The organism is Streptomyces sp. NPDC020958, assembly GCF_055562175.1.
This window is the reverse complement of sequence record NZ_JBVHFU010000012.1, coordinates 203387-228361: the sequence shown is the minus strand read 5'-3', so window position 1 is coordinate 228361 and position 24975 is coordinate 203387. Positions and strand designations below refer to the sequence as shown.

At 73.9% G+C, this 24975-nt stretch carries 19 protein-coding genes and 1 pseudogene; 13 read left to right on the top strand and 7 right to left on the bottom strand.

Annotated features, from left to right (window positions below):
- Both ACZ3KP_RS29870 and ACZ3KP_RS29865 read right to left on the bottom strand, forming a co-directional pair.
- Entirely contained in the window at window positions 1-1191 is a 1191-nt protein-coding gene (locus ACZ3KP_RS29870) for a zinc-dependent alcohol dehydrogenase (protein WP_467503093.1), read from the bottom strand.
- A gap of 123 nt (window positions 1192-1314) precedes the next feature.
- Window positions 1315-1779 (bottom strand): MarR family winged helix-turn-helix transcriptional regulator, encoded by a 465-nt coding sequence (locus ACZ3KP_RS29865; protein ID WP_467503092.1) that lies wholly within the window; start codon window positions 1777-1779, stop codon window positions 1315-1317.
- Between the two features lie 131 nt (window positions 1780-1910).
- On the opposite strand from ACZ3KP_RS29865, the gene pcaH reads away from it, so the two are divergent.
- Genes pcaH through pcaDC form a run of 4 tightly spaced genes read left to right on the top strand, consistent with a single transcriptional unit; the run spans window position 1911 to window position 5748 of the window.
- Complete coding sequence (gene pcaH / locus ACZ3KP_RS29860; protein WP_467503091.1) at window positions 1911-2684, top strand: protocatechuate 3,4-dioxygenase subunit beta; 774 nt, start codon at window positions 1911-1913, stop codon at window positions 2682-2684.
- Window positions 2685-2690: 6 nt separating this feature from the next.
- A complete protein-coding gene (pcaG, locus tag ACZ3KP_RS29855; protein ID WP_358981858.1) occupies window positions 2691-3293 on the top strand; it encodes a protocatechuate 3,4-dioxygenase subunit alpha in 603 nt (200 codons plus the stop codon).
- On the top strand, window positions 3290-4630 hold the full coding sequence (gene pcaB / locus ACZ3KP_RS29850) for a 3-carboxy-cis,cis-muconate cycloisomerase (protein ID WP_467503090.1): 1341 nt from the start codon (window positions 3290-3292) through the stop codon (window positions 4628-4630). The genes pcaG and pcaB overlap by 4 nt, the downstream gene beginning before the upstream one ends.
- Entirely contained in the window at window positions 4627-5748 is a 1122-nt protein-coding gene (gene pcaDC, locus ACZ3KP_RS29845) for a bifunctional 3-oxoadipate enol-lactonase/4-carboxymuconolactone decarboxylase PcaDC (RefSeq protein WP_467503089.1), read from the top strand. The genes pcaB and pcaDC overlap by 4 nt, the downstream gene beginning before the upstream one ends.
- 46 nt (window positions 5749-5794) lie before the next feature.
- Here pcaDC and ACZ3KP_RS29840 read toward each other — a convergent pair.
- Window positions 5795-8474: pseudogene (locus ACZ3KP_RS29840) on the bottom strand (ATP-binding protein).
- A gap of 179 nt (window positions 8475-8653) precedes the next feature.
- Between ACZ3KP_RS29840 and ACZ3KP_RS29835 the strand changes: the two are divergent.
- From ACZ3KP_RS29835 to ACZ3KP_RS29825, 3 genes are all read left to right on the top strand, one after another.
- A complete protein-coding gene (locus tag ACZ3KP_RS29835) occupies window positions 8654-9934 on the top strand; it encodes an MFS transporter (protein WP_467503087.1) in 1281 nt (426 codons plus the stop codon).
- A 4-nt stretch (window positions 9935-9938) separates the two neighbouring features.
- Window positions 9939-11081 (top strand): anhydro-N-acetylmuramic acid kinase, encoded by a 1143-nt coding sequence (locus ACZ3KP_RS29830; protein WP_467503085.1) that lies wholly within the window; start codon window positions 9939-9941, stop codon window positions 11079-11081.
- Between the two features lie 76 nt (window positions 11082-11157).
- Window positions 11158-12270 carry a DUF2510 domain-containing protein gene (locus tag ACZ3KP_RS29825; protein WP_467503083.1) on the top strand — a complete coding sequence of 371 codons (1113 nt, stop codon included), beginning with the start codon at window positions 11158-11160 and terminating at the stop codon, window positions 12268-12270.
- 152 nt (window positions 12271-12422) lie between these two features.
- Here ACZ3KP_RS29825 and ACZ3KP_RS29820 read toward each other — a convergent pair whose 3' ends face one another.
- The gene (locus tag ACZ3KP_RS29820) at window positions 12423-13037 is read right to left on the bottom strand and encodes a TetR/AcrR family transcriptional regulator (RefSeq protein WP_358981865.1); all 615 of its coding nucleotides are present in this window, start codon (window positions 13035-13037) and stop codon (window positions 12423-12425) included.
- A gap of 147 nt (window positions 13038-13184) precedes the next feature.
- Here ACZ3KP_RS29820 and ACZ3KP_RS29815 point away from each other — a divergent pair, with 147 nt between their 5' ends.
- Together ACZ3KP_RS29815 and ACZ3KP_RS29810 are read left to right on the top strand one after the other, a co-directional pair.
- Window positions 13185-14015 carry a phosphatase PAP2 family protein gene (locus ACZ3KP_RS29815; RefSeq protein WP_467503080.1) on the top strand — a complete coding sequence of 277 codons (831 nt, stop codon included), beginning with the start codon at window positions 13185-13187 and terminating at the stop codon, window positions 14013-14015.
- Window positions 14012-14974 carry a DMT family protein gene (locus ACZ3KP_RS29810; RefSeq protein ID WP_467503078.1) on the top strand — a complete coding sequence of 321 codons (963 nt, stop codon included), beginning with the start codon at window positions 14012-14014 and terminating at the stop codon, window positions 14972-14974. The genes ACZ3KP_RS29815 and ACZ3KP_RS29810 overlap by 4 nt, the downstream gene beginning before the upstream one ends.
- A gap of 172 nt (window positions 14975-15146) precedes the next feature.
- On the opposite strand, the gene ACZ3KP_RS29805 is transcribed toward ACZ3KP_RS29810, so the two are convergent.
- The 3 genes from ACZ3KP_RS29805 to ACZ3KP_RS29795 form a co-directional block, all read right to left on the bottom strand.
- The gene (locus ACZ3KP_RS29805; protein ID WP_467503076.1) at window positions 15147-17195 is read right to left on the bottom strand and encodes a phosphocholine-specific phospholipase C; all 2049 of its coding nucleotides are present in this window, start codon (window positions 17193-17195) and stop codon (window positions 15147-15149) included.
- Window positions 17196-17398: 203 nt separating this feature from the next.
- Window positions 17399-17854: a hypothetical protein gene (locus ACZ3KP_RS29800; RefSeq protein WP_358981869.1), complete on the bottom strand. Its 456-nt coding sequence runs from the start codon at window positions 17852-17854 to the stop codon at window positions 17399-17401.
- A gap of 87 nt (window positions 17855-17941) precedes the next feature.
- On the bottom strand, window positions 17942-18877 hold the full coding sequence (locus tag ACZ3KP_RS29795; protein WP_467503074.1) for a hypothetical protein: 936 nt from the start codon (window positions 18875-18877) through the stop codon (window positions 17942-17944).
- A gap of 400 nt (window positions 18878-19277) precedes the next feature.
- Here ACZ3KP_RS29795 and ACZ3KP_RS29790 point away from each other — a divergent pair, with 400 nt between their 5' ends.
- From ACZ3KP_RS29790 to ACZ3KP_RS29775, 4 genes are all read left to right on the top strand, one after another.
- Window positions 19278-22328, top strand: coding sequence for an AfsR/SARP family transcriptional regulator (locus tag ACZ3KP_RS29790; RefSeq protein WP_467503073.1), 3051 nt, complete (start codon window positions 19278-19280; stop codon window positions 22326-22328).
- A gap of 85 nt (window positions 22329-22413) precedes the next feature.
- Complete coding sequence (locus tag ACZ3KP_RS29785) at window positions 22414-23079, top strand: M15 family metallopeptidase (protein WP_467503071.1); 666 nt, start codon at window positions 22414-22416, stop codon at window positions 23077-23079.
- Window positions 23080-23175: 96 nt separating this feature from the next.
- Window positions 23176-23691, top strand: a complete 516-nt coding sequence (locus ACZ3KP_RS29780; protein WP_467503069.1) for an RNA polymerase sigma factor — start codon at window positions 23176-23178, stop codon at window positions 23689-23691.
- 157 nt (window positions 23692-23848) lie between these two features.
- A complete protein-coding gene (locus ACZ3KP_RS29775; protein WP_467503178.1) occupies window positions 23849-24946 on the top strand; it encodes a C40 family peptidase in 1098 nt (365 codons plus the stop codon).
- The last annotated feature ends 29 nt before the right edge of the window (window positions 24947-24975 follow it).

Genomic DNA, 24975 nt, shown 5'->3' with positions numbered 1-24975 from the left:
CTACGGCTTGAAGAGGATCTTGACCGCGCCGTCCTGCTTGCGCTGGAACATCTCGTAGGCGTGCGGTGCCTCGGACAGCGGCAGCCGGTGGGTCGCGAAGTCCGCCACGCCGAGCGGGTCCTCGTCGATCAGGTACGGCATGATCCGGTCGGTCCAGCGGCGGACGTTGGCCTGGCCCATGCGCAGCTGGATCTGCTTGTCGAAGAGGGTGAGCAGCGGCAACGGGTCGGCCATCCCGCCGTACACCCCGCTGAGGGAGATCGTGCCGCCGCGGCGGACCAGGTCGATCGCCATGTGGAGGGCGCCGAGCCGGTCGACGGCGAAGCGTTCCGCGAGCGGTCCCGCGATCTTGCGGGGCAGCAGCCCGGTCGCGGTCTGGGCCAGCTTGGCGGCGGCGCTGCCGTGCGCCTCGGTGCCGACGGCGTCGATCACGGCGTCCGGGCCCCGGCCGTCGGTCACGTCGTGGATCGCCCGCACCAGTTCCTTCTCGTCGTCGAACACCCGCAGGTCGTACGTCTCGACACCCCGGCGGCCGGCCCGCGCCAGCCGTTCCGGCACCAGGTCGATGCCGAACACCCGCTCGGCCCCGCGCGCCTTGGCGATCCGGCAGGACATGTCGCCGATCGGACCGAGACCGAGGACGGCGACGGTGCCGCCGGGCGGTACGGCGGCGTACTCGACGGCCTGCCAGGCGGTGGGGAGCACGTCGGAGAGGTAGACGAAGCGGTCGTCGGGCGGCCCCTCGGGCACCTTGATGGGGCCGTAGTGGGCCTGCGGGACGCGCAGGTACTCGGCCTGGGCGCCGGGTACCGCGCCGTAGAGGCGGGTGTAGCCGAACAGGGCGGCGCCCATGCCCTCGCCGGTGACCTGGGTGACCTCGCACTGGGTCATCAGGCCGGACGAGCACATGTAACAGTGCCCGCAGGCGATCTGGAAGGGCACCACGACCCGGTCGCCCCGGCGCAGGTTCGGCACCTCGGAGCCGGTCTCCTCCACGATCCCCATGGGTTCGTGGCCGAGGATGTCACCCGGGGTCATGAACGGGGTGAGCACTTCGTACAGGTGCAGGTCCGAACCGCACAGGCCGGACGAGGTGATGCGGATGACGGCGTCCGTGGGCTCCTCGATCCGGGGATCGGGTACGTCCTCCACCCGTACGTCCCGCCGCCCCTGCCAGGTGACTGCCTTCATGGCTCGCGCTCCCTCTGTCGCGTGCGCCGGTGGCGGCCACGCGCTCGACTTCACGGCCCCGGCCGGGTACCCGGGCGCTTCCGCCCGAACCGCCCCCGGCCACGGCGAGGGCCGGCAGCGGCATCAGCCCTGGCCGGCCGGCGGCTCCCCGGGGTTGCGCAGCCCCTCCGCCGCGTCCGCGACACGGCGGATGAGCTCGAAGAACTGGGTCTGTTCCGCGGCCGACAGCGGAGCCAGGAAGACCTGGTTCATCCGGGCGGTGCGCACGACGAGCTTGCGGTGGGTGCGCAGCCCGACGTCGGTGAGGCGCAGCAGGAAGCGGCGGCCGTCCTGCGGGTCGCGCACCTTGTCGAGCAGCCCGCGCCGGGTGAGCCGGCTGATGACCTCGGCGATGGTCGACCGGTCCAGGCCCACCCTCTCCCCCACGGTCCGCTGGTCCAGCCCCGGCTCGGCGACCAGCGCGTTCAGGACGGCGAACTGCGGCGAGGTGATCTCCTCCGAGACCATCGTGTTCCACAGCAGGTAGTGGGCCTGCTGGAGGCGCCGGGCCAGGTGCCCGGGGTGGGTGGTGAGGTCCACCGCGGCCATATGCGCTCCCTGCTCCGAGTTGGTTGGTGCACTGAACGATACTCGGCCTTGACGGGTAGCCCAGCCGGTGGCAGCGTGAGAAGCAGATCGCCGAAATACTCAGTGCCCTGATTAATTGAGAGACACGGCTCATGACACTCACCCAAGCCGACATCGACCGCGAGATCGCCGCCGAACACGCCGCCTACGAGAAGCGCGTGGCCGAGGGCGCCCCCGTCGAGCACCACCCCCGGCGCGACTACGCCCCCTACCGGTCCTCCCTGCTCCGGCATCCGAAGCAGCCGCTGGTCGCCATCGACACCAGCAAGGACCCGGAGCTGGTGGAGCTGCACTCCCCCGCTTTCGGGGAGCGGGACATCACCGAGATCGACAACGATCTGACCCGGCAGCACCACGGCGAGCCCATCGGGGAGCGGATCACGGTCTCCGGGCGGCTGCTGGACCGCGCCGGCCGGCCGGTGCGGGGGCAGCTCATCGAGATCTGGCAGGCCAACTCGGCCGGCCGGTACGCCCACCAGCGGGAGCAGCACGACGCTCCGCTGGACCCCAACTTCACGGGCGTCGGCCGTACCCTCACCGACGCCGACGGCGGCTACCGCTTCACCACCGTCCAGCCGGGTCCCTACCCCTGGCGCAACCACCTCAACGCCTGGCGACCGGCGCACATCCACTTCTCGATGTTCGGCTCGGCGTTCACGCAGCGGCTGGTGACGCAGATGTACTTCCCCAGCGATCCGCTGTTCCCGTACGACCCGATCATCCAGTCGGTGACGGACGACGCGGCCCGGCAGCGGCTGGTCGCGACCTACGACCACAGCCTGTCCGTGCCGGAGTTCTCGATGGGGTACCACTGGGACATCGTGCTGGACGGCCCGCATGCCACCTGGCTCGAAGAAGGGCGCTGACCTGCCATGACGAAGATCGACACGAGCAGCCCCGAGCACGTGCTGCCGACCCCGTCGCACACGGTCGGCCCGTTCTACGGCTACGCCCTGCCGTTTCGCGGCGGCGAGGACATCGCGCCCCTCGGTCACCCGGACACGGTCACCGTCCACGGGTACGTCCTCGACGGCGAGGGCGCCCCGCTGCCGGACGCGTTCGTGGAACTGTGGGGCGCCGACCCGGAGGGGAACGTGTCCACCACCGACGGTTCGATGCGGCGCGACCCGGCGAGCGGTGGCCATCTCGGCCGCAACGGCGTGGAGTTCACCGGCTGGGGCCGGATCCAGACCGACGCCGACGGTCACTGGTACGCGCGGACGCTGCGCCCCGGTGCCCGCGGCGCCGGCGCCCCCTACATCAGTGCCTGCGTGTTCGCACGCGGGCTGCTGGTGCACCTGTTCACCCGGATCTACCTGCCCGGCGACGACGCGGCACTCGCCGCCGACCCGCTGCTCACCCGGGTGGGCGAGCGGCGCGACACGCTGATCGCCGCCGAGGAGGGCCAGGGGACCTACCGTTTCGACATCCGCCTTCAGGGCGAGGGCGAGACGGTCTTCCTGGAGTTCCAGTGACAGCAGCGACGAACGGCGGCGCCGACACGGGGCTGCTCGGCCCCGGGTGGTACGGCTCCGCCGCCGCGTCCGCGACCGGTGACGGTGCCTATCTGCGGGCGCTGCTGGACGCGGAGGCGGCGCTCACCCGTGCCCAGACGGCCGTCGGGCTGGCCCCGGCCGGGGCCGCGGCGGCGGTGACCGAGGCGGCCGATCCGGCGCGCTTCGACGCCGGCGCCCTCGCGGAGCGCGCCCGGGCGGGCGGCAACCCGGTCATCCCGCTGGTCGCCGACCTGACGAAGGCGGTCGGCGCGGAGTACGGGCCGTACGTCCACCGGGGTGCCACCAGCCAGGACATCATGGACACCGCGACCATGCTGGTCGCCGCCCGCGCCCTGGACCTGGTGCTGGCCGACCTCGGGCGCGCGGCGGCGGCCCTCGGGAGGACGGCCGCCGAGCACCGGGACACCCCGATGCCGGGCCGCACGCTCACCCAGCACGCCGTACCGACCACGTTCGGGCTGAAGGCGGCAGGCTGGCGTTCGCTGGTGCTCGACGCCCGGGACCGCACGGCACGGGTGCGTGCGTCGCTGCCGGTCCAGCTCGCGGGCGCGGCCGGGACACTGGCGGCGTTCGGGGCGTACGGTGTCGCGGACCCCACCGTGCTGCCCGAGGCCTACGCCCGGGAACTCGCGCTCGCCGCGCCGCTCCTGCCCTGGCACACGCTGCGCACCCCGGTCGCCGACCTCGCCGGGTGCCTGGCCCTCACGGCCGGGGCGCTGGGAAAGATCGCCGTGGATGTCCTGACGCTGTCCCGGACCGAGATCGGCGAGGTCTCCGAGGGCAGCGGCGGAGGTTCGTCGGCGATGCCGCACAAGGCGAACCCGGTGCGCTCCACACTGGTCGCGGCGGCCGCCCGGCGGGCCCCGCAGCTGGCGGCCGTCCTGTACGGCTCCCTGGTCGCGGAGGACGAGCGGCCGGCCGGCGCGTGGCACGCGGAGTGGGAGCCGCTGCGGGACCTGTTGCGGACGGTGGGGGGCGCCGCGCGGGACACGGCGGAGCTGACGGAGGGGCTGCGGGTGCGTCCGGAGGCGATGCGCGAGCACCTCGGGCTCACCGAGGGGCTGATCGTCTCGGAGCGGCTGTCCGCCGAGCTGACCCCCGTGCTGGGCCGGGCCCGGGCGAAGGAACTGCTGACCGAACTCGCCCGCCGCACCCACGCCGAACACCGAACGCTGCGTGACCTCCTCGCCGAGGAAACGGAGTTGCAGGGGATCGACCTGGACGACCTCACCGATCCCGCCCGTTACACCGGTGCCGCCGGTGTCCTCACCGACCGTGCTCTGGAGCGACGTTGACCGAGAGACTGCTCAACCACCGTGTCGAAGGCTCCGCTTCGGCGCCCCCGCTGCTCCTCGGGCCGTCGCTGGGCACCTCGTACGCGCTGTGGGACGACGTGGCACCCGAGTTGTCGACCGGTCACCGGGTGGTCCGCTGGGATCTGCCCGGGCACGGCGGTTCGGAGCCCGGCCTGATCGGGGCGGAAGCGACCGTGGCCGACCTCGCCGGCCTGGTGCTCGCGCTCGCCGACTCGCTCGGCATCGAGCGGTTCGCGTACGCCGGGGTGTCGCTGGGCGGTGCGGTGGGCCTGCACCTGGCCGTCCACCACCCCGAGCGGCTGGAGAGTCTGGCCGCGATCTGCTCCTCGGCCCACTTCGGCGGGTCCGGTCCCTGGGAGGAACGCGCCCAGCGGGTACGCCGGGAGGGAGTGGCGTGGCTGGCGGAGAACGCCCCCTCCCGCTGGTTCACGCCGGGCTTCACCGTGCCCCGGCTGGTGGCGGACCAGCGGACGGCCGACCCGGAGGCCTATGCCGCCTGCTGCGACGCGCTGGCCGCCTTCGACCTGCGCGACCGGCTCGGCGAGATCTCCGTGCGCACCCTGCTGATCGCGGGTCGGCAGGACGTGGCGACCCCGCCGCCGCACCTGCGGGAGATCGCGGACGCGGTACCGGCGGCCACCACCCTGGTCGAACTGCCCGGGGCGGCTCATCTGGCGCCCGCGCAGTGCCCCGAAGCCGTCCTCACCGCCCTGCGCGCCCATCTGGACGGGGGCGCGAGGCGTGGCATGGCGGTACGCCGGGAGGTGCTGGGCGATGCGCACGTGGACCGGGCGCAGGCACGCCAGACGCCGTTCACGGCCCGCTTCCAGGACTTCATCTCGCGCTACGCCTGGGGCGAGATCTGGACCGACCCGACCCTCTCCCGCCGCGAGCGCAGCATGATCACCCTCACCGCGCTGGTGGCCCACGGCCACTACGAGGAGCTGGCGATGCACGTACGGGCGGCCCGGCGCAACGGGCTCACCCCCGAGGAGATCGGCGCGGTGCTCCTCCAGACGGCCGTCTACTGCGGCGTCCCGGCGGCGAACTCGGCGTTCGCGGCGGCCCAGCGGGTGCTGGCGGAAGACGAGGGGTGATCCCGCCGGGGGCGGCTGCGTCGCCGGTCCGCCCGCCCCGCCCCCGTCAGCGCAGGCCCCGCCCCGTGTCCAGCACCTCCCGGGCCTGGGCGACCAGCCCGTCCGCCCCGCAGGACCGGGCCAGCGCGAGCCCGCGGTTCAGCTCGGCCACCGACCGCGCGGCGATCCCGTACTCCACCCGCGCCGCCGCGTGCTCGTACTGGCAGGGCGAGGCCTCCAGGTAGGCCACCGCCTGGGACGCGAGCCGTACCTGCCGCTGCCCGGTCTCCAGCGCGGCGGCGCACCGCAGGGCCTCGCCGATCGCCGTGTCGGTGCCGAACCGCTCCGCCTGGCGCCGGGCGTCGGAGGCCAGCCGGGCCGCGCGTACCGGGTCCTCGCTCGCGAGCGCCCGGGCGAGGTCGAGCGCCCACGGCACGATCACGGGGGTTGAAGTGACCGCGTGCGGCGGCCGCCTTCTCCGCCGCCTCCAGTTCGTTGACGGCCTCCTCCCTGCGCCCGACGGCGAGCAGCAGCCGGCCGCGTACCGACCGGGGGTCCGGCATCACGATGGTGGAGGGGTAGGGCGGTGCGAAGCCGTACTGCTCGGCGGTCTCCCAGGCCTGCTCGACATGGCCGCGGGCCAGCAGCGTGTCGACGAGGTTGCAGGTGGCGGTCCAGTACAGGGGCAGCCCCCGGCCGACCCGCTCGGCGATCCGCAGGGACTCCCGCAGGGAGGTCTCCGCGTCCCGCAGTCGGCCGCGCCTGCGGTGGCCGAGGCCGACGTAGGCATGGGCGAGGGCGAGGTGGCCGCCGCTCCAGCCGGCCGTCTCGTAGGTGCGCAGCGCCTCGTTGTACAAGGCCTCCGCGCGGTCGAGGCGGTCGGTGTAGGCGTAGGAGCTGGCGAGCATCAGCAGGAGTTCGATGCCCCACTCGGTGTCCGTCCAGCCGAGTCCCGGTGCGAGCCGGCCGTTGACGAGGGAACGGTCGCACAGTTCGACGACCTCCTCGGCGCTCTCGCCCTGGATGAGCAGGTCGAAGCCGCGCAGCATGAGCAGGGCGCGCTCGGAGTTGTCGCGGCCGGTGCAGGTGTCCGCGAGTGCGGCGAGGCGTTCGGAGCGGCGCGGGAAGACGGCTTCGCCCGCGATGCCCTCCCACATGAACTGGACCGCCTGCAGCCGCAGTCGGGCGGGCCCCTCCTCCTGCCGGGCGGCCTCCGCCTCGACCGTGCGGACGGCCTCCTCCAGCTGGTCGTTGTGGAGCAGGGCCTGGGAGAGGCGGAAGACGGCGTCGACGCGTTCGGCGCCGGCGAGGCCGGACATGCCGAGCGCGCTCCGCAGATGGCCGATGGTGACGACCGGCTTGGTAAGCAGGGTGGCGCAGCCCAGTTCGTAGAGCACGCGCGCGTGAACCTCGGGTACGGGCGGTTCGCGCAGGGCCCGTTCGAGGCAGCGGCGGGCCGCGTCCGGGGCGCCGACGGCAAGGTGTTCCTTGGCCGCGTCCCGCAGTTGCTCGACGAGTTCCTCGTCGTCGTCCGGGTGCACCTTGAGCAGGTGGCGGGAGGCCTCGGCGATGCCCCGGCCGTCGTCCAGGACGATCTGGGCGGCGATGCCGTGCATGGCGGTGCACATCGCGGGCGGGATGGAGTTGTAGACGGCGGTGGCGATCAGCGGGTGGACGAACTCCAGGTCACCGACGCCGGACGGGGAACCGACCGGGTCGGGCTCGGTGAGGATACGCGCGTTGCGCAGCAGTTCGGCGCAGCGCACGGCGTCGTCGACGGTCATGCTGGCGAGCTGGGCGACGAGGTCGACGGAGATGCCGGTGCCGAGGATGGCGGCGGCCCAGGCGAACCGGGTGGCGTCGACGCCGAGGCCTTCGAGGCGGGTGACGAGTCCCCCGCCTCGGGCGGAGCGGTTCAGGGCGCGCAGTTCACCGGCCCGGGCCTCGACGGGTTCGACCTCGCTGTCCTGGACCTTGGCGAGGAGTTCGACGGTCTCGTAGGGGTTTCCGCCGGTGACGGCCCAGACCTCGCGGCAGAACGGGGCGTCGGCGTGGGCGCCGAGGGTGGCGCGGGTGAGGCCGGCGACCGCGTCCGGGGTGAGGGCGGTGAGGTTGCGCAGCGGCCGGCCGGCGGCGGCCACGGCGTCGAGGAGGCGGGCGCTGTCGCCGCTGACCTCGCCGGGCCTGCGGGCGACCAGGACCAGGACGGAGAGGTCGTCGAGGCGTTCGACGAAGGCGGCGAGCCAGGCCAGGGTCTCCTGGTCGGCCCAGTGCGCGTCGTCGATCAGCAGGACCAGCGGCCAGTCGCGCCTGGCGAGCCTGCGGACGACCGCGACGAGGCCGTCGCGGACACCTTGCGGGTCGGCCTGACGGTCGCCGGGGTCCGTGATACCGAGGGCGGGCCCCGCGATGTCGTACCAGTCGCCGAGGTACTCCCGGGCCTCCTCCGGCAGCAGCGAGACCAGGGCGGGCTGGAGCAGCTGCCGCACCACGTGGAAGGGGACGCTGCGCAGGGTCTCGACGCCGCGGGTGGACCAGACGGTCCAGCCGCGGCGCTCCGCCATCCGGCGGGTCTCGGTCAGCAGCGCGGTCTTGCCGAGCCCGGCGTCGCCGCGCAGGACCAGCAGGTTGCCGCAGGAGGAGGCGTCGGAACCCAGCACGTCGAGTGCCTCGGTGATGGCGGCGAGCTCCTCGTCACGCTCCCAGAGGGGCGCCGTGGCACACCCCGGGGGCTGTTCCTCCGTCATCCCGCTACCTCCCCAAGTCGCCCGAACGACGTACAGACCACGAGCGTAGCCGTCCTGTTGGCTGACCGGAGGCGGGACCGGACAGCTGTTGCCGTGACGGGTGACAGCGGACCGGCGGGCGACGCGGGTCGGCCCCGACCTGCCGCTGCGCAGCGAACGGACCGTCAACGGGCAGGGAAATGAACCTGGTTCATGAAGATCGTGAAGATCGTGCGGCGGCCGGGCGGAACCGGCCGCTCCGGGCGCTGGCCGCGGGCTCGGTCGGCAACTTCATCGAGTGGTACGAGTTCGGTGTCTACGGTTATGTCGCGACGACGGTCGCCGAGCAGTTCTTCACCCCGCAGGGCGGGAGCGCGACCGAGGGCCTGGTGCGCACCTATGCCTCCTTCGGGCTGGCGTTCTTCTTCCGTCCGCTGGGCGCGGCTCTGTTCGGCCGGCTGGCCGACCGGCTCGGGCGGCGGCCCGTGCTGATTCTCGTGGTGGCGCTCATGACGGGTGCCACGGCGCTGATCGGACTGCTCCCGACCTATGCCCGGGCGGGTGCGCTCGCGCCCTGGCTGCTGACGTTCCTGAGGGCTGTTCAGGGCTTGTCGGCGGGGGGTGAGTTCGGGGGCGCGGTGGCGATGCTGACGGAGTACGCGCCGCCCGGGCGGCGGGGGCTGTACGGGTCGTGGCAGTCGTTCACCGTGGCGCTGGGGCTGCTCGGTGGGGTGGGTGTCGCGGTCGGGCTGTCCGGCGGGCTGACGGCGGACGAGTTCGCGTCGTGGGGCTGGCGGCTGCCGTTCCTGCTGGCGCTGCCCCTGGGCGGGCTGGCGTTGTGGTTGCGGGTGGGGCTGGACGAGACGCCGGAGTTCCGGGAGCCGGCCGTGGCGGACGTGCGGGTCTCCGCGGGGGCGGTCGCGCTCGCCGTCGGCCGGGTGACGGGCTGGTCGGCGGCCGGGTACACGTTCCTGGTCGTCCTGCCGTCGTACCTCCAGACCACCCTGCACACCGGTTACCGGGCGGCGCTGCTGGCCACCGCACTGGCGAACGTGGGTTTCGCGGCGGCGATCCTCCCGGCGGGGCTGCTCAGCGACCGGGTGGGGCGGCGGCCGGTGATGCTGGCGGGCGCCGGGCTGGTGGTGCTGCTGGCGTTGCCGCTGCTCGGCGTCCTCCAGGACGCGGGTACCCCGCAGGCGGTGCGGGGGGCGGCCCTGTGCGGTGCGGGTGCGCTGGTGGGGCTGATGGCCGGCCCGGGGCCCGCGCTGCTGGCCGAGATGTTCCCGGCGCGGACCCGGTGCACGGGGCTGGGACTCGCCTACGCCCTGTCCAATGCCGTGTTCTCGGGCTGTGCTGGGCTCATCATCACGGAGGCGGTCAGGCGCACCGGCGATCCGGACGTCCCCGGTTACTACGCGGCGGCGGCCTGCGCGGTCAGCGTCCTGGCGCTCCTCGCGACGCCGAAGCGGAAGGCGGGTTGAGACGGTGCTGGTGATCGGTCTGATGTCCGGGACGTCGTACGACGCGGTGGACGCGGCGGCGGCCGAGCTGCGGCTGGCGGACGGCACGCTGCTGCTGAAGCCGCTGGGCATGGTGAGCACACCGTACGACGACGAGCTGCGCGAGGCCCTGGCGGGAGCGCTGCCTCCGGCCGCCGTACCGCTGGCGCGGGTGTGTCTGCTGGACACCCGGATCGGACAGGCGTTCGCGGCGGCGGCCGTCCGGGCCGACCGTGAACTGTGCGGCGGGCGGGCCGAGCTGGTGGCCTCGCACGGGCAGACGGTCTTCCACTGGGTGGACGGCGGCCGGGTGCACGGCACGCTGCAGCTCGGGCAGCCGGCCTGGATCGCGGAGGCGACGGGGCTGCCGGTGGTCGCCGACCTGAGGCCGCGGGACGTGGCTGCGGGGGGCCAGGGCGCGCCGCTGGTGAGCCTCGTGGACCTGCTGTGGCTGCGCGGCCGGCCGGGTGTGCCGGTGGCGCTGAACCTCGGCGGGATCGCCAACCTGACCGCACCGGACGGCACGGCCTTCGACACCGGGCCGGGGTGCGCGCTGCTGGACGCGGCGGCCCGGGAGTTCACGGGCGGGCGGCTGCGGTTCGACGTGGACGGCGCCCTGGCGGCCCGTGGCCGGCCGGATCCGGCGCTGCTCGAAGAGCTGCTGGCGGAGCCGTACTACGCGCTGCCCGCGCCGAAGACGACCGGCAAGGAGCTGTTCCACGCGGGGTACTGGCGGGCGCCCGAGGGGATGTCGGCCGAGGACGCGCTGGCCACGCTCACCCTGCTGACGGCCCGCACGGTGGCGGACGCCGTGCGCGGCGCGGGGGCCACGGAGGTGGTCGCGTCGGGCGGCGGCACCCGCAACCCGGTGCTCCTCGAGACGCTCCGCGGCCTGCTGCCGGGGACCCCGGTCCGTGTCTCCGACGAACTCGGGCTGCCCGCGGCGGCGAAGGAGGCGTACGCGTTCGCGGTCCTCGGCTTCCTCACCGCGCACGGTCTGCCGGGCACCGCCCCGAGCGCCACCGGTGCCCGGCACCCGAGCGTCCTCGGCTCGCTGACGCCGGGCCGGGACGGGCTGCGGCTGCCGCCGCCGGCGGCGGGTCCGCCGGCGCGGCTGCGGATCGAGTGAGCCCAGCGAAAGCAGCCATCCGAAAGTCGGCGCATCCTCTCATCCGACTTTCACCGACGCCTCATACGGTAGGAGCATGACGCAGGTGACTCCTCCCGGGTGGTATCCCGACCCCGGGCAGACAAGTGACGGTCCGGCCACCGAACGCTGGTGGGACGGCAAGGCGTGGACGGAGCAGACCCGCCCCGCCGGTTCGGGCGCCGACTGGGGTCCCCCGCCGCAGCCGCCGGTCGGTCCGCACCCGGCCGCCGACGGGACGTACCCGGGGGCCGCCGGGGTGTATCCGGCGTATCCTGCGGCCCACCCCGCGTACCCGGGCCATCCGGGCCATCCGGCCGCGCCGCCCGGGGACAGGCACGGGCTGCGGATCGGCATAGCCGTCGGCATCGCGGCCGCGGTGCTCATCGCCATCGGAGTGGGCACCTACGCGCTGACCACCGGCGGCGGTGACAACGGCGGCCAGGCCTCGCAGCAGGGGTCCGGCGGCCCGGGCGGTTTCGGCCAGGGCGGTCCCGAGGGGCAGAACGGGCAGGACGGGGGGCAGGGCTTCCCGTTCGGCGGGTCGGGCGGCGGTTCGGGATCCGGCGGTTCGGGAGGCTCCGGCGGGTCGGACGGCGGCGCGTCGCCCTCGCCGAACCAGTCCGAGGCTCCGAAGGTGCGGGGCGGCGGCAGGGTGCCGGACTCGGTGAACGCCATCAGCCTGCCGGTTCCGGACGGCTGGACCGGACAGGCCGGACAGGTCGGTGCGCAGATCACCTCCGACGACTCCTACAAGTGCCCCGGCGACGCCTCCGACACCTGCACCACCGGGGGCGCCTACTCGGCGCCCGCCGTGGTGCTGGGCACCTCGGGCAGCACGGCCGAGGCCGTCGCCAAGGCGGACATAGCCGCCAGCGCCAAGGAGTCGTACGGCGGCAAGACCTACGGCTCGATCACCTCGCACCAGGTGCTGGCCTCCAAGGCGGTGACGGTGGCCGGGCAGAAGGGCTACATGGTGCGCTGGAAGGTCGTCACCAGCAAGGGCGCCGACGGGTACGTCGAGTCGCTGGCCTTCCCTTCGCCGGCGAACGCCCGGCAGATCGTGGTGGTCCGGTTCGGGGTGGACGTCGGCCAGAAGGAGTCGGTGATCGACACGATCACCCGGGGCATCAAGGTGTCCTCCGGCGGCGGCAGCGGCCAGACCGTCTGACCCCCGCCCGCCGCCGGCACGACGTCGGCCGGGTGGGGTGCCCCTCCGCTCAAAGGGGCACCCCCCCCGGCCGGGGTGCGCGCCGCCCCCGTCCCCACGGTGCGGCGCGAACAGGTCACCGTCCAGTCATCCCGTGGACGGCGGCCTGGGTCCTAGGTCAGTCCGAGTGCGGGCAGCACCACGGCCTCCACGAAGCCCCGCAGGTAGTCGGCGTCGGCGTACTCGCCGGTCAGCACCGGGCGGATGCGCAGGATGCCGAACATCATGGCGGGGACGTACTCGAGGGCGGGATGTCCGGCGGGCACCTCGCCGCGCTCGACACCGCGCCGCAGGATGTCCGCGAGGGCGCACATCTCGGGGTCGACCAGCGCCTCGCGCAGCGCCAGGGCCAGCTCGGGGTCGGAGGTCACCGCGTGACCGAGCGCCTGGAGCAGCCTGGTGTCCTTGTGTGACCAGTCCCCCGCCACGACGGCGACCTGACGCAGGTCGCCGGCGAGCGTACCGGTGTCGATCCCGACGAAGCGCACCTTGCGGTTGGCGCGCAGCGCGGCGGCGACGAACAGCGGCTTGTTCTTCCACTGCCGGTAGAGCGTGGACTTGCTGCACCGGGTGCTGGCGGCGACGCCCTCCATGGTCACGGAGTCGTAGCCGCACTCGCGGATCTGTTCGAGCACGGCGTCGAAGAACTCCCGCTCACGCTCCGGCGTGATCTTGGAGCGGCGCGAGGCGGCGACCGTGTCCGGTCCGTCCGCGGCCTGCGACGTCATGCGCTCTTCTCCTCGCTCCTCGAGAACCTACGACCAGTGTGGCCCACGTCTATCGATACGCCACTGTACCGGTACTCGGCCGTATCGGTACAGTGGCGTATCGGTACGCTTTCGTATCGATGAGTATCGGCAGTGAGGGGGCCTGGGATGAGATCCCAGTCCAAGGGGGCGGAACCGGAGCCGGGCGCGGCAGCCCGGCCGCCGCTCGTCCGTGAGTTCCTACTGGTCGCGGGACTCTTCCTCGTCTACAAGTTCGGGCGGCAACTGGCCACCGGCCACACCGCCGAGGCGCTGCGCAACGCCCACCGGATCTGGGACCTGGAACGGACGCTGCACCTGCCCTCGGAGGTCGGTGTGCAGTCCGCACTGCTGCACGGCGACACCCTCGTCCACCTCGCCAACACCTACTACGCGACGGTCCACTTCCCGGCCACCCTGGCCTTCCTGGTCTGGCTCTACCTGCGGCGCCCCGCGCACTACCGCTGGGCCCGCCGGGTCCTCGCCGGGGTCACCGCGGCCGCGCTGGTGCTGCCCTTCACGTTCCCGCTGGCACCGCCCCGGATGCTGGCCGCGACCGGCCTGGTCGACACCGCCCGCGTCTACGGCCCCTCCGTGTACGGCCCGCCCGCCCGCGACCACCTCTCCAACCAGTTCGCGGCGATGCCCTCACTGCACTTCGGCTGGGCCCTGATGGTGGCGATCGGCCTGATCGTCGCGACCCGGTCCCGGTGGCGCTGGCTGTGGCTGCTGCACCCGGCGATCACCCTCCTCGTGATCGTGGGCACCGCGAACCACTACTGGCTGGACTCGGTCGTCGCCACCGCGATGCTCGGCGTGGCCCTCGCCCTGATCCGTCCCGGGACGTCGGCCGGGGGGACCGCCGCCCCGCCCCGCCCGCACCGCACGGCGGTCCCGGCCGGCCGGGGCACCCGCACCCTCGTCCCGGAAGGGCCCGTGCCGGCGGGGGCGGGCCGATGAGCACCGCAGCCGTCGTCGCCGTCGCCCTCTCCCTGGTCTCGGCGGTCGCCTACGCGGCCGCCGCCGTCGCCCAGGAGCGCCTCGCCGCGAAGACCGCCGGAGCGGGTCTGCTGCGGCTGCTCGGCTCCGGCGCCTGGTGGGCCGCGGTCGGCCTGAACGCGGGCGCCGCCCTGCTCCACGTCGTCGCCCTCAAGTACGGCCCGCTCACCCTCGTACAGCCGCTGGGCGCGCTCACCCTGGTCGCGGCCGTGCCGATGGGGGCGCGGGCGGCCGGCCGCCGGGTCAGCGCCACGGAGTGGCGGGGTACCGCCCTCACCCTGGTGGGGCTCGGCGCCCTCCTCGTCACGGCCTCGGGTCCCGCGCCCCACCAGGTGCTGGGGCTGATCGAGGCCCTCGTGGTGGCCGGTACGACGGCCGCCCTGATCGGCGTCCTGTGCCGCCCCGGCACCCGCCCCGGGCTGCGCCACGCCACCGCGTCCGGCCTCGCCTCGGGCGTGGCCTCGGCCCTCACCCAGACGGTGACGGTGGCGGCGACGGAGCGCCCGGGCCCGCCGCTGAGCGCCGAGGTGGTCGTGGTGGCCGTGCTGGTGGCCGCGTTCGCGGTGGGCGGCCTGCTCCTGTCCCAGACGGCCTACCGGGGCGGCCTGGGCGCCCCCCTGGCGGTGGTCACCCTGTCCAACCCGATGGCGGCGGCGGTGATCGGCCTGGCCCTGCTGGGCCAGGGCCTGCGGGGCGGCGCGGCGGGCATCCTGCTGGCGCTGGCGGGCGCGGCCCTGGCCTCCTGGGGCGTGGTCCTGCTCACCCGGGTGTCACCGGCGAGCCCGGTCGTCGAACCGGACGAACCGCACCCGGTGGCGGCGGTCCTGGCCCTGGAGGAGGCGAGGAGAGCAGCGGAACAGGCCCTGCTCCCCCGGCTTCCCGAACAGAAATCGGAGCCGGGGCACCTCACGGCCCTCTGAGCGGCACTGCCGTCGGCCGAAGCGCCCCGGAAGGGGCGCGGGGAACTGCGCGACCGGCCCCCACCAGGCCGTATCCGCGCGACAACCGCTCCCGCCCCCACGGAGGGCGTGACGCCACGGCCGACGCCCGCCGCTTTCCACGGACGTCGGCCGTATCCGGCTCACCCCCCGGTCACTCCGTGATGATCGCGGGGTCGCTCACACCCGGCTTGCCGTTCTCGACGTGTCCGGCGAACCGCCGCAGGAACGTCCGGTCGGCGTCGGAGGTGACGGTCACGTCGTACCAGCGGTGGCTGTGCGCGAGGCCCACGACGTGCCGCACGGTCGCCCCGGCGCGCACCGTGACCGTGCACGGCCTGCCCCCGTACCCGTCGGTCAGCGTCAGCCGCACGGTCCCGGACCCCTTGTTGGTGAGGGTCAGCTCGATGTCGTCGCCGTGCGGCCGTGCGGTCACCTCGGGACCCGCCGCCTTCCCCGGCCCCCGGAAGCCCCGCAGGAAGCCGTTCGGGCCGTGCACGGTCAGGTCGTACGAGCCGCCCGAGTACGCCGAGTTCCAGGTGTCGGAGACGGACTTGCCGGCCTCGGTGGTGTAGCTCCAGGGCCCGTCGGCTCGGTTGTCGGAGGTGACCAGGAAGGCGGCGCCGGCATGGGCGCCCGACGCGAAGGTGAGCGTGAACTTCCCGGCCGCCGCGTCCAGCGCGCCGTCCACCACCGGGGCGTACCTGAGCGGCCGGGTGGGTCGCGAACCGCGCTCCTGCCTGGGCAGCGTGGGGTTGGCGGGCGGGGTGGGCACGTAGTCGGGGTGCCGGTTCCCGTCCGGCGGCCGGTAGCCGTCGGTGGCCGGCAGCGCGACCGGCTCGGCGTCCTTGCGGGAGAAGTCGAACGCGGCGGTCAGGTCGCCGCTGACCGCGCGCCGCCAGGGCGAGATGTTCGGCTCGTGGACGCCGAAGCGGGCCTCCATGAACCGGATGATCGAGGTGTGGTCGAGCGTCTCGGAGCAGACGTACCCGCCCTTGCTCCACGGGGAGACGACGAGCATCGGCACGCGCTGGCCGAGGCCGTAGGCGCCGGCGGCGTGGCTCGCGTCGCCCTTGAAGAGGTCCAGGGCCGGGTCGACGGTCGACTTGCCCTGGGCGGCGGAGGCCGGCGGGAAGGGCGGGATCAGGTGGTCGAAGAAGCCGTCGTTCTCGTCGTACGTGATGAACACGGCCGTCCTCGCCCACACCTCGGGGTCCGCGGTGAGCGCGTCGAGGACCTGGGAGACGTACCAGGCGCCGTAGTTGGCGGGCCAGTTGGGGTGCTCGGTGAACGCCTCGGGCGCGACCACCCAGGAGATCTGCGGCAGCTTGCCGGCCCTGACGTCGGCCTTGAGCAGGTCGAAGAAGCCCTCGCCCTTGGTGGCGTCGGTGCCGGTGCGGGCCTTGTCGTACAGCGGGTCGCCGGGCTGGGCGTTCTGGTACTGCTTGAAGTACAGCAGCGAGTTGTCACCGTAGTTGCCCCGGTAGGCGTCCTGGATCCAGCCCCAGCCGCCCTTCGCGTCCAGGCCGTCGCCGACGTCCTGGTAGATCTTCCAGGAGACGCCCGCCTGCTCCAGGCGCTCGGGGTACGTGGTCCAGCTGTAGCCGGCCTCGTCGTTGCCGAGGACCGGGCCGCCGCCCTGCCCGTCGTTGCCCGTGTGACCCGTCCACATGTAGTAGCGGTTGGGGTCGGTGGAGCCCATGAACGAGCAGTGGTAGGCGTCGCAGACGGTGAACGCGTCGGCGAGCGCGTAGTGGAACGGTATGTCGTCCCGGTTCAGGTACGCCATGGTCGTGGAGCCCTTGGCCGGCACCCACTTGTCGTACTTGCCGTTGTCGACCGCGGTGTGCGTGTCGCTCCAGCCGTGCGGGAGGTCCTGGATGAAGGCCAGGCCCAGGTCGTCGGCGTCCGGGTGGAACGGCAGGATGTCCTTGGTGCCGTTCGACTGGTGCCACACCGACCTGCCGTTCTGGGTGACCGGACGCGGGTCGCCGAAGCCGCGGACGCCTCTGAGGGTGCCGAAGTAGTGGTCGAACGAACGGTTCTCCTGCATGAGGACGACGATGTGCTCGACGTCCTGGATCGACCCGGTGCGATGGTTCGCGGGCAGCGCGGCGGCCCGCTGGATGCTGCTGGACAGCGCGGTGAACGCCGTGGTGGCGCCCGCCAGCTGAAGGAATCGGCGCCGGTTTACTTCGGTCATGGGTGGGCGACCTCTCATCCTGACGTACGGGACGGCCGGAACAGGGCGGATGCGTGCGGGTGCGAGTGTTCCAAGGGCAGCGAACGTCAGGGAAGGGTCCGGTGGCGCGGATGTGAAGGTCGGCGGTACGTGGGGTGGGGAACGGGTGAGACGTCGGAACCGGTCCCGGCCTCAGGACGGCCGGGACCGGTTCCGACGCGGGGTCAGCTGATGAAGGAGCCCGCGGCGCAGGCGCTCTCCGTCACCCACTGGTGGGACATGATGTTGTCGTTCATGGAGTTGCCGTCGGTGAAGTGGTCCCGGGTGAGGTCGTCCACGTAGAGCTCGCCCGGCTTCAGGCAGCCGTAGCCGCCCGAGTAGTTGGCGTAGTAGTAGAAGGCCACGACGTCCTTGCCGCCGACGTAACCGCTGTTCATCACGGAGGAGGCGACGTTGCCGACGCCCTGGAAGCCGCCGGCGTTGTCGGCCCAGCTGGCGTCGTTGCCCGCGCTGACGCCGAGCAGGCCGCCCGCGCAGTCCCAGTCCCGCCAGGCACGCACGTTGCCGTCGCGGCCCGGCCAGGCCGCGTTGCAGCCGGCGGAGGCCTGCGCGTTCACCGGGAGGGCGAAGCCGACGGCCGCGACGGCCAGGGTGGTGAGGGCGAGGGTCATTTTGCGCATGATGGATCCCGTTCTGCCTCGTCGGAGGCGGTCGGTGCCGGAAGGGGCCGCGGCGGACGCCGCGGTGTCATGGGGTGGTGGCAGGGCTCACGTGCGGGCGGGCACGATCCGTTCGGCGCGCTCCAGCGCCTTCAGGCGCACCTGCCGGTAGGCCTCAAGCCGGGCGCCGTACTCGCCGTCCAGCTGGGCCAGGTAGTGGGCCTCGCGGTCCTGGCCCACGGACCTGAGGGAGACCTGGCGGGCGCAGGTGGCGTCGGCGACCGCGATCCGGGTCTCGGTGGCGAAGCTCCGCGCCTCCTCGGCCCGGGTCTGGACCGCGGGGTGCTGCCGGGTGGCCTGCCGGGCCGCGTCGGGGTCCCGGTAGGGAAGGCCGGCCCGCTTCATGCAGGCCGACCACGCGTGCACGGCGGCGGTGAACCGCCGGTCGCGCAGCAACTTGCCGACGTACAGCGGGCGCAGGTTGCTCGCCGTGGTGTCGAGCCGGAACCAGGTCCCCGGATCGCCGTACAGCTTCCGCTCCGCCTCGCCGTCGCAGCCGCCGGTCTGCTTGCTCACCCTGCCCCCGCCGGGGACCTCGGTGCGCAGCAGCTCGGCCGTGCGGCCGCCGTCGAGCGCGGTGTCGTACGCGGCCCCGCGGGTGGCGCCGAGGCCCTTGCGGTAGGCGAGGTTGGGGTTGCGCAGCCGGGCGCGGTCCTCCTCGGCGGTGATCCGGCTGCCGTATCCGTAGGTACGGGCCCAGCGCACGTCGTCCTGGACGTAGCCGAGCGGCCTGCTCTCGGCCAGGCTCAGGGGGCGGTCCGTCCAGTAGCGGAAGCCGTGGCCGGCCATGCACCGGGCGACCAGGCGCTGTTCGGCGTCCGAGATGCGCAGGTCCTCGGCGTAGGTGAGGTCGCGGGTGCGGTGCGCGGCGGCCGGGGCCGGGCCGGCTCCGGACCCTCCGGCGCAGCCGGTGAGGGCGAGCGCGGCGACGGCGGCGACGGCACTCAGCCGCGCGGCGCTTCGGCGAGAGGCGGTGCGCTTCATCGGGCGACTCCCTGGGGCGTACGGCGGAGCGGTCGGTGCTTACGAGCCGTTGACGCCGCAGCACCGGCGTTCGTATGACCTGCGGTCGCGGCCAATTTCCGGCGCTGCGGATTTCGTGGCGGATCCGCGTGCGCGGTCATACGAGGGCCGGCCGCCGCCGGTCTCCCGCACGGGGGGCGCTGTGGCCACCCGCAGAATCCAGCCAACTGCGACAGGAGGACGGAAGGCTCCCACGACATCGACGGGCCCCGGTCCCGTTCGCCACACCGGGCGTCGCGCCGGTTCCGTCCGGTCGATCCGACGGACGGGTTCCGGACACGGCGGCCCGGATTTCGGCCTGCCCCGACGGTGGCCGCCGATATCGTTGTCGGCATCCGCTGGGAGCGGCGATCGGGGATCGATGTTCGAAGTACGTCTGCTCGGGCCGGTGGAGGTCTGGGAGGGCGGCCGGCGGGTCCCGCTCGGCGGCTCCAGGCCCCTTGCCGTCCTCGCCTCGCTCGTCGTGCACCTGGGCGAGGTCGTCTCCACCGAGCGCCTGGTGGACCTCGTCTGGGACGAGGAGGCCCCGGCCACCGCGGGCGCCCTGGTCGCCACCCATGTCTCCGCCGTGCGCCGCGCCCTGGCCCGGGTGGACGCGGCCGAGGTGATCCGCACCCGGCCCCCCGGCTACCTCGCCGACCTCGCCCCCGCCCAGGTCGACGCCCGCCGCTTCGAGGAACTCCTCGCGGCGGGGCGGTCCGCAGGGCGTACCGAGGAGGCGGCCGGGCTGCTGGCCGAGGCGCTCGGGCTGTGGCGGGGCCGGGAGGCGCTGGAGGGGCTCGGCCAGTCGTTCGCGCGCATCGAGTCGGCCCGCCTCGCCGAACTGCGGCTGGTGGCCGAGGAGGAGTCCTTCGGGCTGGCGCTCGACCTGGGCCGGGCGGACGCCGTGATCGCGCCGCTGCTCGGTCATGTGGCCGCGCATCCGCTGCGGGAGCGGCCCCGCGGCCAGCTCATGACCGCCCTGTTCCGCACCGGCCGCGTCTCCGACGCCCTGCGCGTCTTCCAGGAGGGCCGTACGGTCTTGCGCGAGGAGCTCGGCATCGACCCGGGGCCGGAGCTGCGGGCGGTGCACCAGGCCGTCCTGACCCATGACACCGGTGTGCTCGGCAGCGGACGCCCGGCGCCGGTACCGGTGCCGGCCCAGAGAAGCGGGCGGTCCGGTCCGGCGCCCTCCCATCTGCCGCCCGACATCGCCGACTTCGTGGGCCGGGCGGACCAGGTGAAGTGGGCGACGGAGCTGCTGCGGGGCGTCGGTGACAGCGGCCGGACCGCCCCGCCGATCGGGGTGATCTCCGGGCGCTCCGGCATGGGCAAGACCGCCCTCGCCGTGCATGTCGGCCACCGCACCGCCGAACTCTTCCCGGACGGCCGGCTGTTCGTGGACCTGCGGGCCGCCGACACCACCCCGCTGGAGCCCGCCGACGCACTCGCCCGGCTGCTGCGCGCGATGGGCGTCGAACCGGACACGCTGCCCTCCGGCGTCGAGGAGCTGACCGGCCTGTACCGCACCCACATCGGGCACCGGCGGGTCCTGATCGTCCTGGACAACGCGTCCGGTGAGGCGCATGTCCGGCCGCTGCTGCCGCCGGGGCCCGGCTCGGCGGTGCTGGTCACCAGCCGCCGCAGGCTGGTGGCCCTGGAGGGCGCCGCCCATCTGGACCTCGCGGCGCCCGACGAGGCCGAGGCACTCGAACTGCTGCGCCGCGTGGCCGGCGAGGGACGGACGGGGACGGAACCGGAGCGGGCCGCCGAGATCGTCGCCCTGTGCGGGCGGCTGCCGCTCGCGGTCCGCATCGCCGGAGCCCGGCTCGCCGCCCGCCCGCACTGGGCTCCGGGCCGGCTCGCCGGACGGCTGCGCGACGAGCGCCGCCGGCTCAACGAACTCAGCGCCGGGGACCTGGAGTTGCGCACCAGTCTGGAACTCGGCTACGCCGACCTCGATCCGCAGGAGCAGCGGGCCCTGCGCCGGCTGGCGCTGCTGGAGCTGCCCGACTTCGCGGCCTGGATCGCCGCCCCGCTGCTCGACATAGGGATCGAGGACGCCGAGGAGGCCGTCGAGCGGCTGGTGGACTGCCACTTCATCGATGTCATCGGCGTGGACGGCACCGGCCTGCCCCGCTACCGCATCCACGACCTCGCCCGCGAACACGCCCGTGAGCGCTGTCTGTCCGAGGAGAGCGCCGAGGACCGCGCGGCGGCGGTCCTGCGGCTGGCCGGCAGCTGGCTGGACCTGGCCCGCAAGGCCGCCGCCCGGGGGCCCGGCGGAGCGGTCCGGTACTTCCCCGAACCGGCCGCGGTGCGCCCGCTCGACCCGGAGACCGAGGAGTCGCTGCTCGCCCGGCCCGCGGCGTGGTTCGCCGCCGAGCAGGCCGGGCTGCTGGCCGCCGTCACGCACTGCGCCGAGCACGGCATGGCGCGCGCCGCCCGGGATCTCGCGGGGGCGCTGATCGCGAGTTCGGCCGCGCTGTACAACCAGTTCGACGCCTGGTCCCGCGCCCACACGGCGGCCATGGCGGCGGTGCGGCGCGGCGGCGACGCCGAGGGCGAGGCCTGGCTGCTCGTCGGCCTCGGCCAACTCCGTTACGAGCAGGACAGGTTCGAGGACGCGTACGCCTACTTCGCCGACGCGCTGCGGCTGTTCGAGGACGGTGCGCCGGGCGGCTGTGCGGTGGCGCTCGCCGGGATGGGCACCGCCCGGCGCGAACAGGCCCGCTACCCGGAGGCTCTGGAGCTGCTGGAGGCCGCGCTGGAGCGGTACGGCGACACGGCGGACGCCGGGTCCCGGGCCCGGGTGCTGTACGGCATCGGTTACGTGCACCGCGAGCAGGGCCGGGGCGGACCGGCCCGGCAGGCGCTGTCCGGGGCCCTCGACCTGTACCGGGCCGCCGCCGACCGGCACGGCGAGGGACTCACGCTGCGGTCGCTGGCACTGTGCGACCGGGCCGAGGGACGGTACCCGGAGGCCGAACGGCTGCTGCACGACGCACTGCGCGTCTTCACCGGACTCCAGGACACCTTCGGCGTGATGTACACCGAACAGGCCCTGGCGAAGGTGGAGTTGCGGACCGGTCGCACCGAGGAGGCGGGGCGGCGGCTGGCGCGCTGTCTGGCGGTGGCCCGGGAGCGGCAGGACCGGTTCGGCGAGGCGCTGGTGCTGCGCACGCTCGGGGAGCTGCGGCTGGCCGACGGGGACACCGCGGGCGCCCGCGAGCCGCTGGAGCACGCGGCCGCCCTGTGGGCGGAGTTGGGGCTGCCGCTGTGGCGGGCGCGCACGATGTGGGACCTGGCCCGGGTGTGGTCGGCGGACGGTGACACCCGGGCCGCGCGCGGGGCCCGCGCCGAGGCGCTGGAGGTGTTCCGTTCCCTGGGCGGACGGGAGGCGTGGGAACGGCGGGACGACCTGCTGCCGTAGCCTCGCCGGGACTGCAGAAGTCCTGGTGGTGTGCTTGCAGGGAACCTGCAGAGCATTTGCAGGGGCCGTGGGCACGCTGTTTCTCGTGACGGACATCATCACGCTCTCCGACTCCCGGGTCGCCGAGGTCACCGTGCAGGAGTGCGGTGAACCCCTGGTCGATCTGCGCGACACCCCCGGCCTGCGGATCGACCGCCGCCAGGCCGACGCCGACGGCAGTTACGCGCACCTGCGCCTCTCGGTGCTGCGACGGCTGCTGCGGGCGCAGTCGCTGCTGCCGGCCGGCATCCGGTTCCTGGTGGTCGAGGGCTACCGGCCGCCGGGGTTGCAGCGCCGGTACTTCGAGGAGTACGCGGCGACCCTGCGGGCGGCCCGTCCCGACGCCGGTCCGGCCCTGATCCGCGAGCTGGCCAGCGCCTACATCTCGCCGCCCGAGGTGGCCCCGCACGTCAGCGGGGGCGCCGTGGACCTGACCCTGTGCACCGCGGACGGCACCGAGCTGCCGCTGGGCACGGAGGTCAACGCCACACCGGAGGAGAGCGCGGGGGCCTGCCGTACCGGGGCGGCGAACATCGGAGCGCGGGCCCGCGCGCACCGGGCGTCGATGGACCGGGCGCTGACCGCGGCCGGTTTCGTCAACTACCCCACCGAGTGGTGGCACTGGTCCTACGGCGACCGGTACTGGGCGCTGCTGACCGGGGCGCCGGCCGCCCGGTACGGCCCCGCCACCGCGCCCGTGCGGACCGCCTGACCCGCGGTCCGGCCGCCTGCGCCGCACCCACGACCAGCACCGCACCATCCGACCGACCGACGGGGGACAATTATGGAAAGCCACGGCGGCACGTGTATGCGTGAGCCACGCGAGAGCGTGCGGGAGCACATGAGCCCTGGGGAGTTCGACGCCTCCTTCACCGCCGACATGCCCAGGCTGCGCAGACGGCTGATCGCGCTGACCGGCAACCCGCACGACGCCGACGACCTGCTGCAGGAGACGTATCTGCGGCTGTCCCGGCGGGCCAGGGCCCGTAGCCTGACGCCCCAGCAGCATCCGTACGCCTACACCTGCACGGTCGCGCTGAACCTGCTGCGCGACTCCTGGCTGCACCCCTCCCGTCGTGAGCGCACCACCGACCGGCTGCCCGAGGCGGGCTGGGACGGCGGGCTCGGCACGTACGAGGCCTCGGCCACCGCCCTCGCGCTGCTGAGCATGCTCTCGCCGAAGGAGGCGGCCGCGGTGATCCTCGTCGACCTGGAGGGGCTCACGCACGACACGGCCGGGGAACGGCTCGGCGCCCATCGCGGCACCGTCCAGCGCAACCGGATGCGGGCGCTGGCCAAGATGCGGGCGGCGCTGGCCGGTTGAGTTCCGGGTGCCGCGTCCCGACGGGGGTGGGACGCGGCATCCGGTCAGTTCGTCCGACCCCCGCACCCCGACTGGATGTCGACGAAGGATGTGCATCTTGAGACTCACCACACCCGGCAGGGCGGTCGTCGTCGCGGCGGCTCTCGCGACGGTTCCGCTGCTGTCCGTCACCGCCCACGCCGCCACCGCCCACGCCGTCACCGCCCCGCGTGCCGCCCAGGACGCCACCTGCGGTGTGCTGGCCTCCGGCGCGTCCGCCACCGCCGAGGCCGCCGTCGCGGCGGCCTGCTCACAGATCGGTGTCTGGTACAGCTGGGGCGGCGGCCACGGCGCCACGCCCGGTGCCACGTACGGCTACTACGACGGCTCCGACCCGGACAGCCTGCACGACAACGAACGCAAGGGCTTCGACTGTTCGGGCCTGATGCGGTACGCCTACTACCGGGCCACCGGCAGGGACCTGCTCAACGGCACGGCCGACGACCAGTACCACAGCCCGCAGGCCGCGGCCCGGTTCTCGGCGGCCCAGGGCACGGCTCCCCTGGTCCCCGGTGACCTGATGTTCTGGGGCAGCGGCTACATCCACCACGTCGCCATGTACCTGGGCGCCGGGCAGATGGTGGAGGCGTACGAGTCGGGTACGCACATCCGGGTGACGTCGGTGCGCACCGGGGGCGACTACGCGGGCGCCGTCCGCATCAACCCGTCCGGCACTCCGGTGCCGCCGCCGGCCGACGGCGGCTCGACCTTCGAGACCTGGGGCACGGGGGTGCGGACGCACTCCACGCCGAGCGTGCGGTCCTCGGTCGTGGACACCTTCGCGGGGCCGACCCAGGTCTCGGTGCAGTGCCAGGAGCACGCGGAGACGGTGACCGCCGAGGGGTACACCAACGACATCTGGTCGAAGCTGGCCGACGGTTCCTGGCTGACCAACATCTACATCAAGGGCCCGGCGGAGCTGCCCGGCATCCCGGACTGCGGCGGTGACACCCCGCCGCCGCCGAGCGGGGGCAGCACGGCGTTCCAGACCTGGGGCACCGGGGTGCGCACGCACGACGAGCCCAACGTGAACGCCGGTGTCGTCGACTACTTCGCGCAGCCGACCACGGTGAACGTGGTCTGCCAGGAGCACGCGCAGACGGTCACGGCCGACGGCTACACCAACGACGCCTGGTCCAAGCTGACCAACGGAGCGTGGCTGACCAACATCTACATCAAGGGCCCGGCGTGGCTGCCGGGCGTGGCCACCTGCTGACCCGAGCCCGGCGGACGGGACACCCTGTC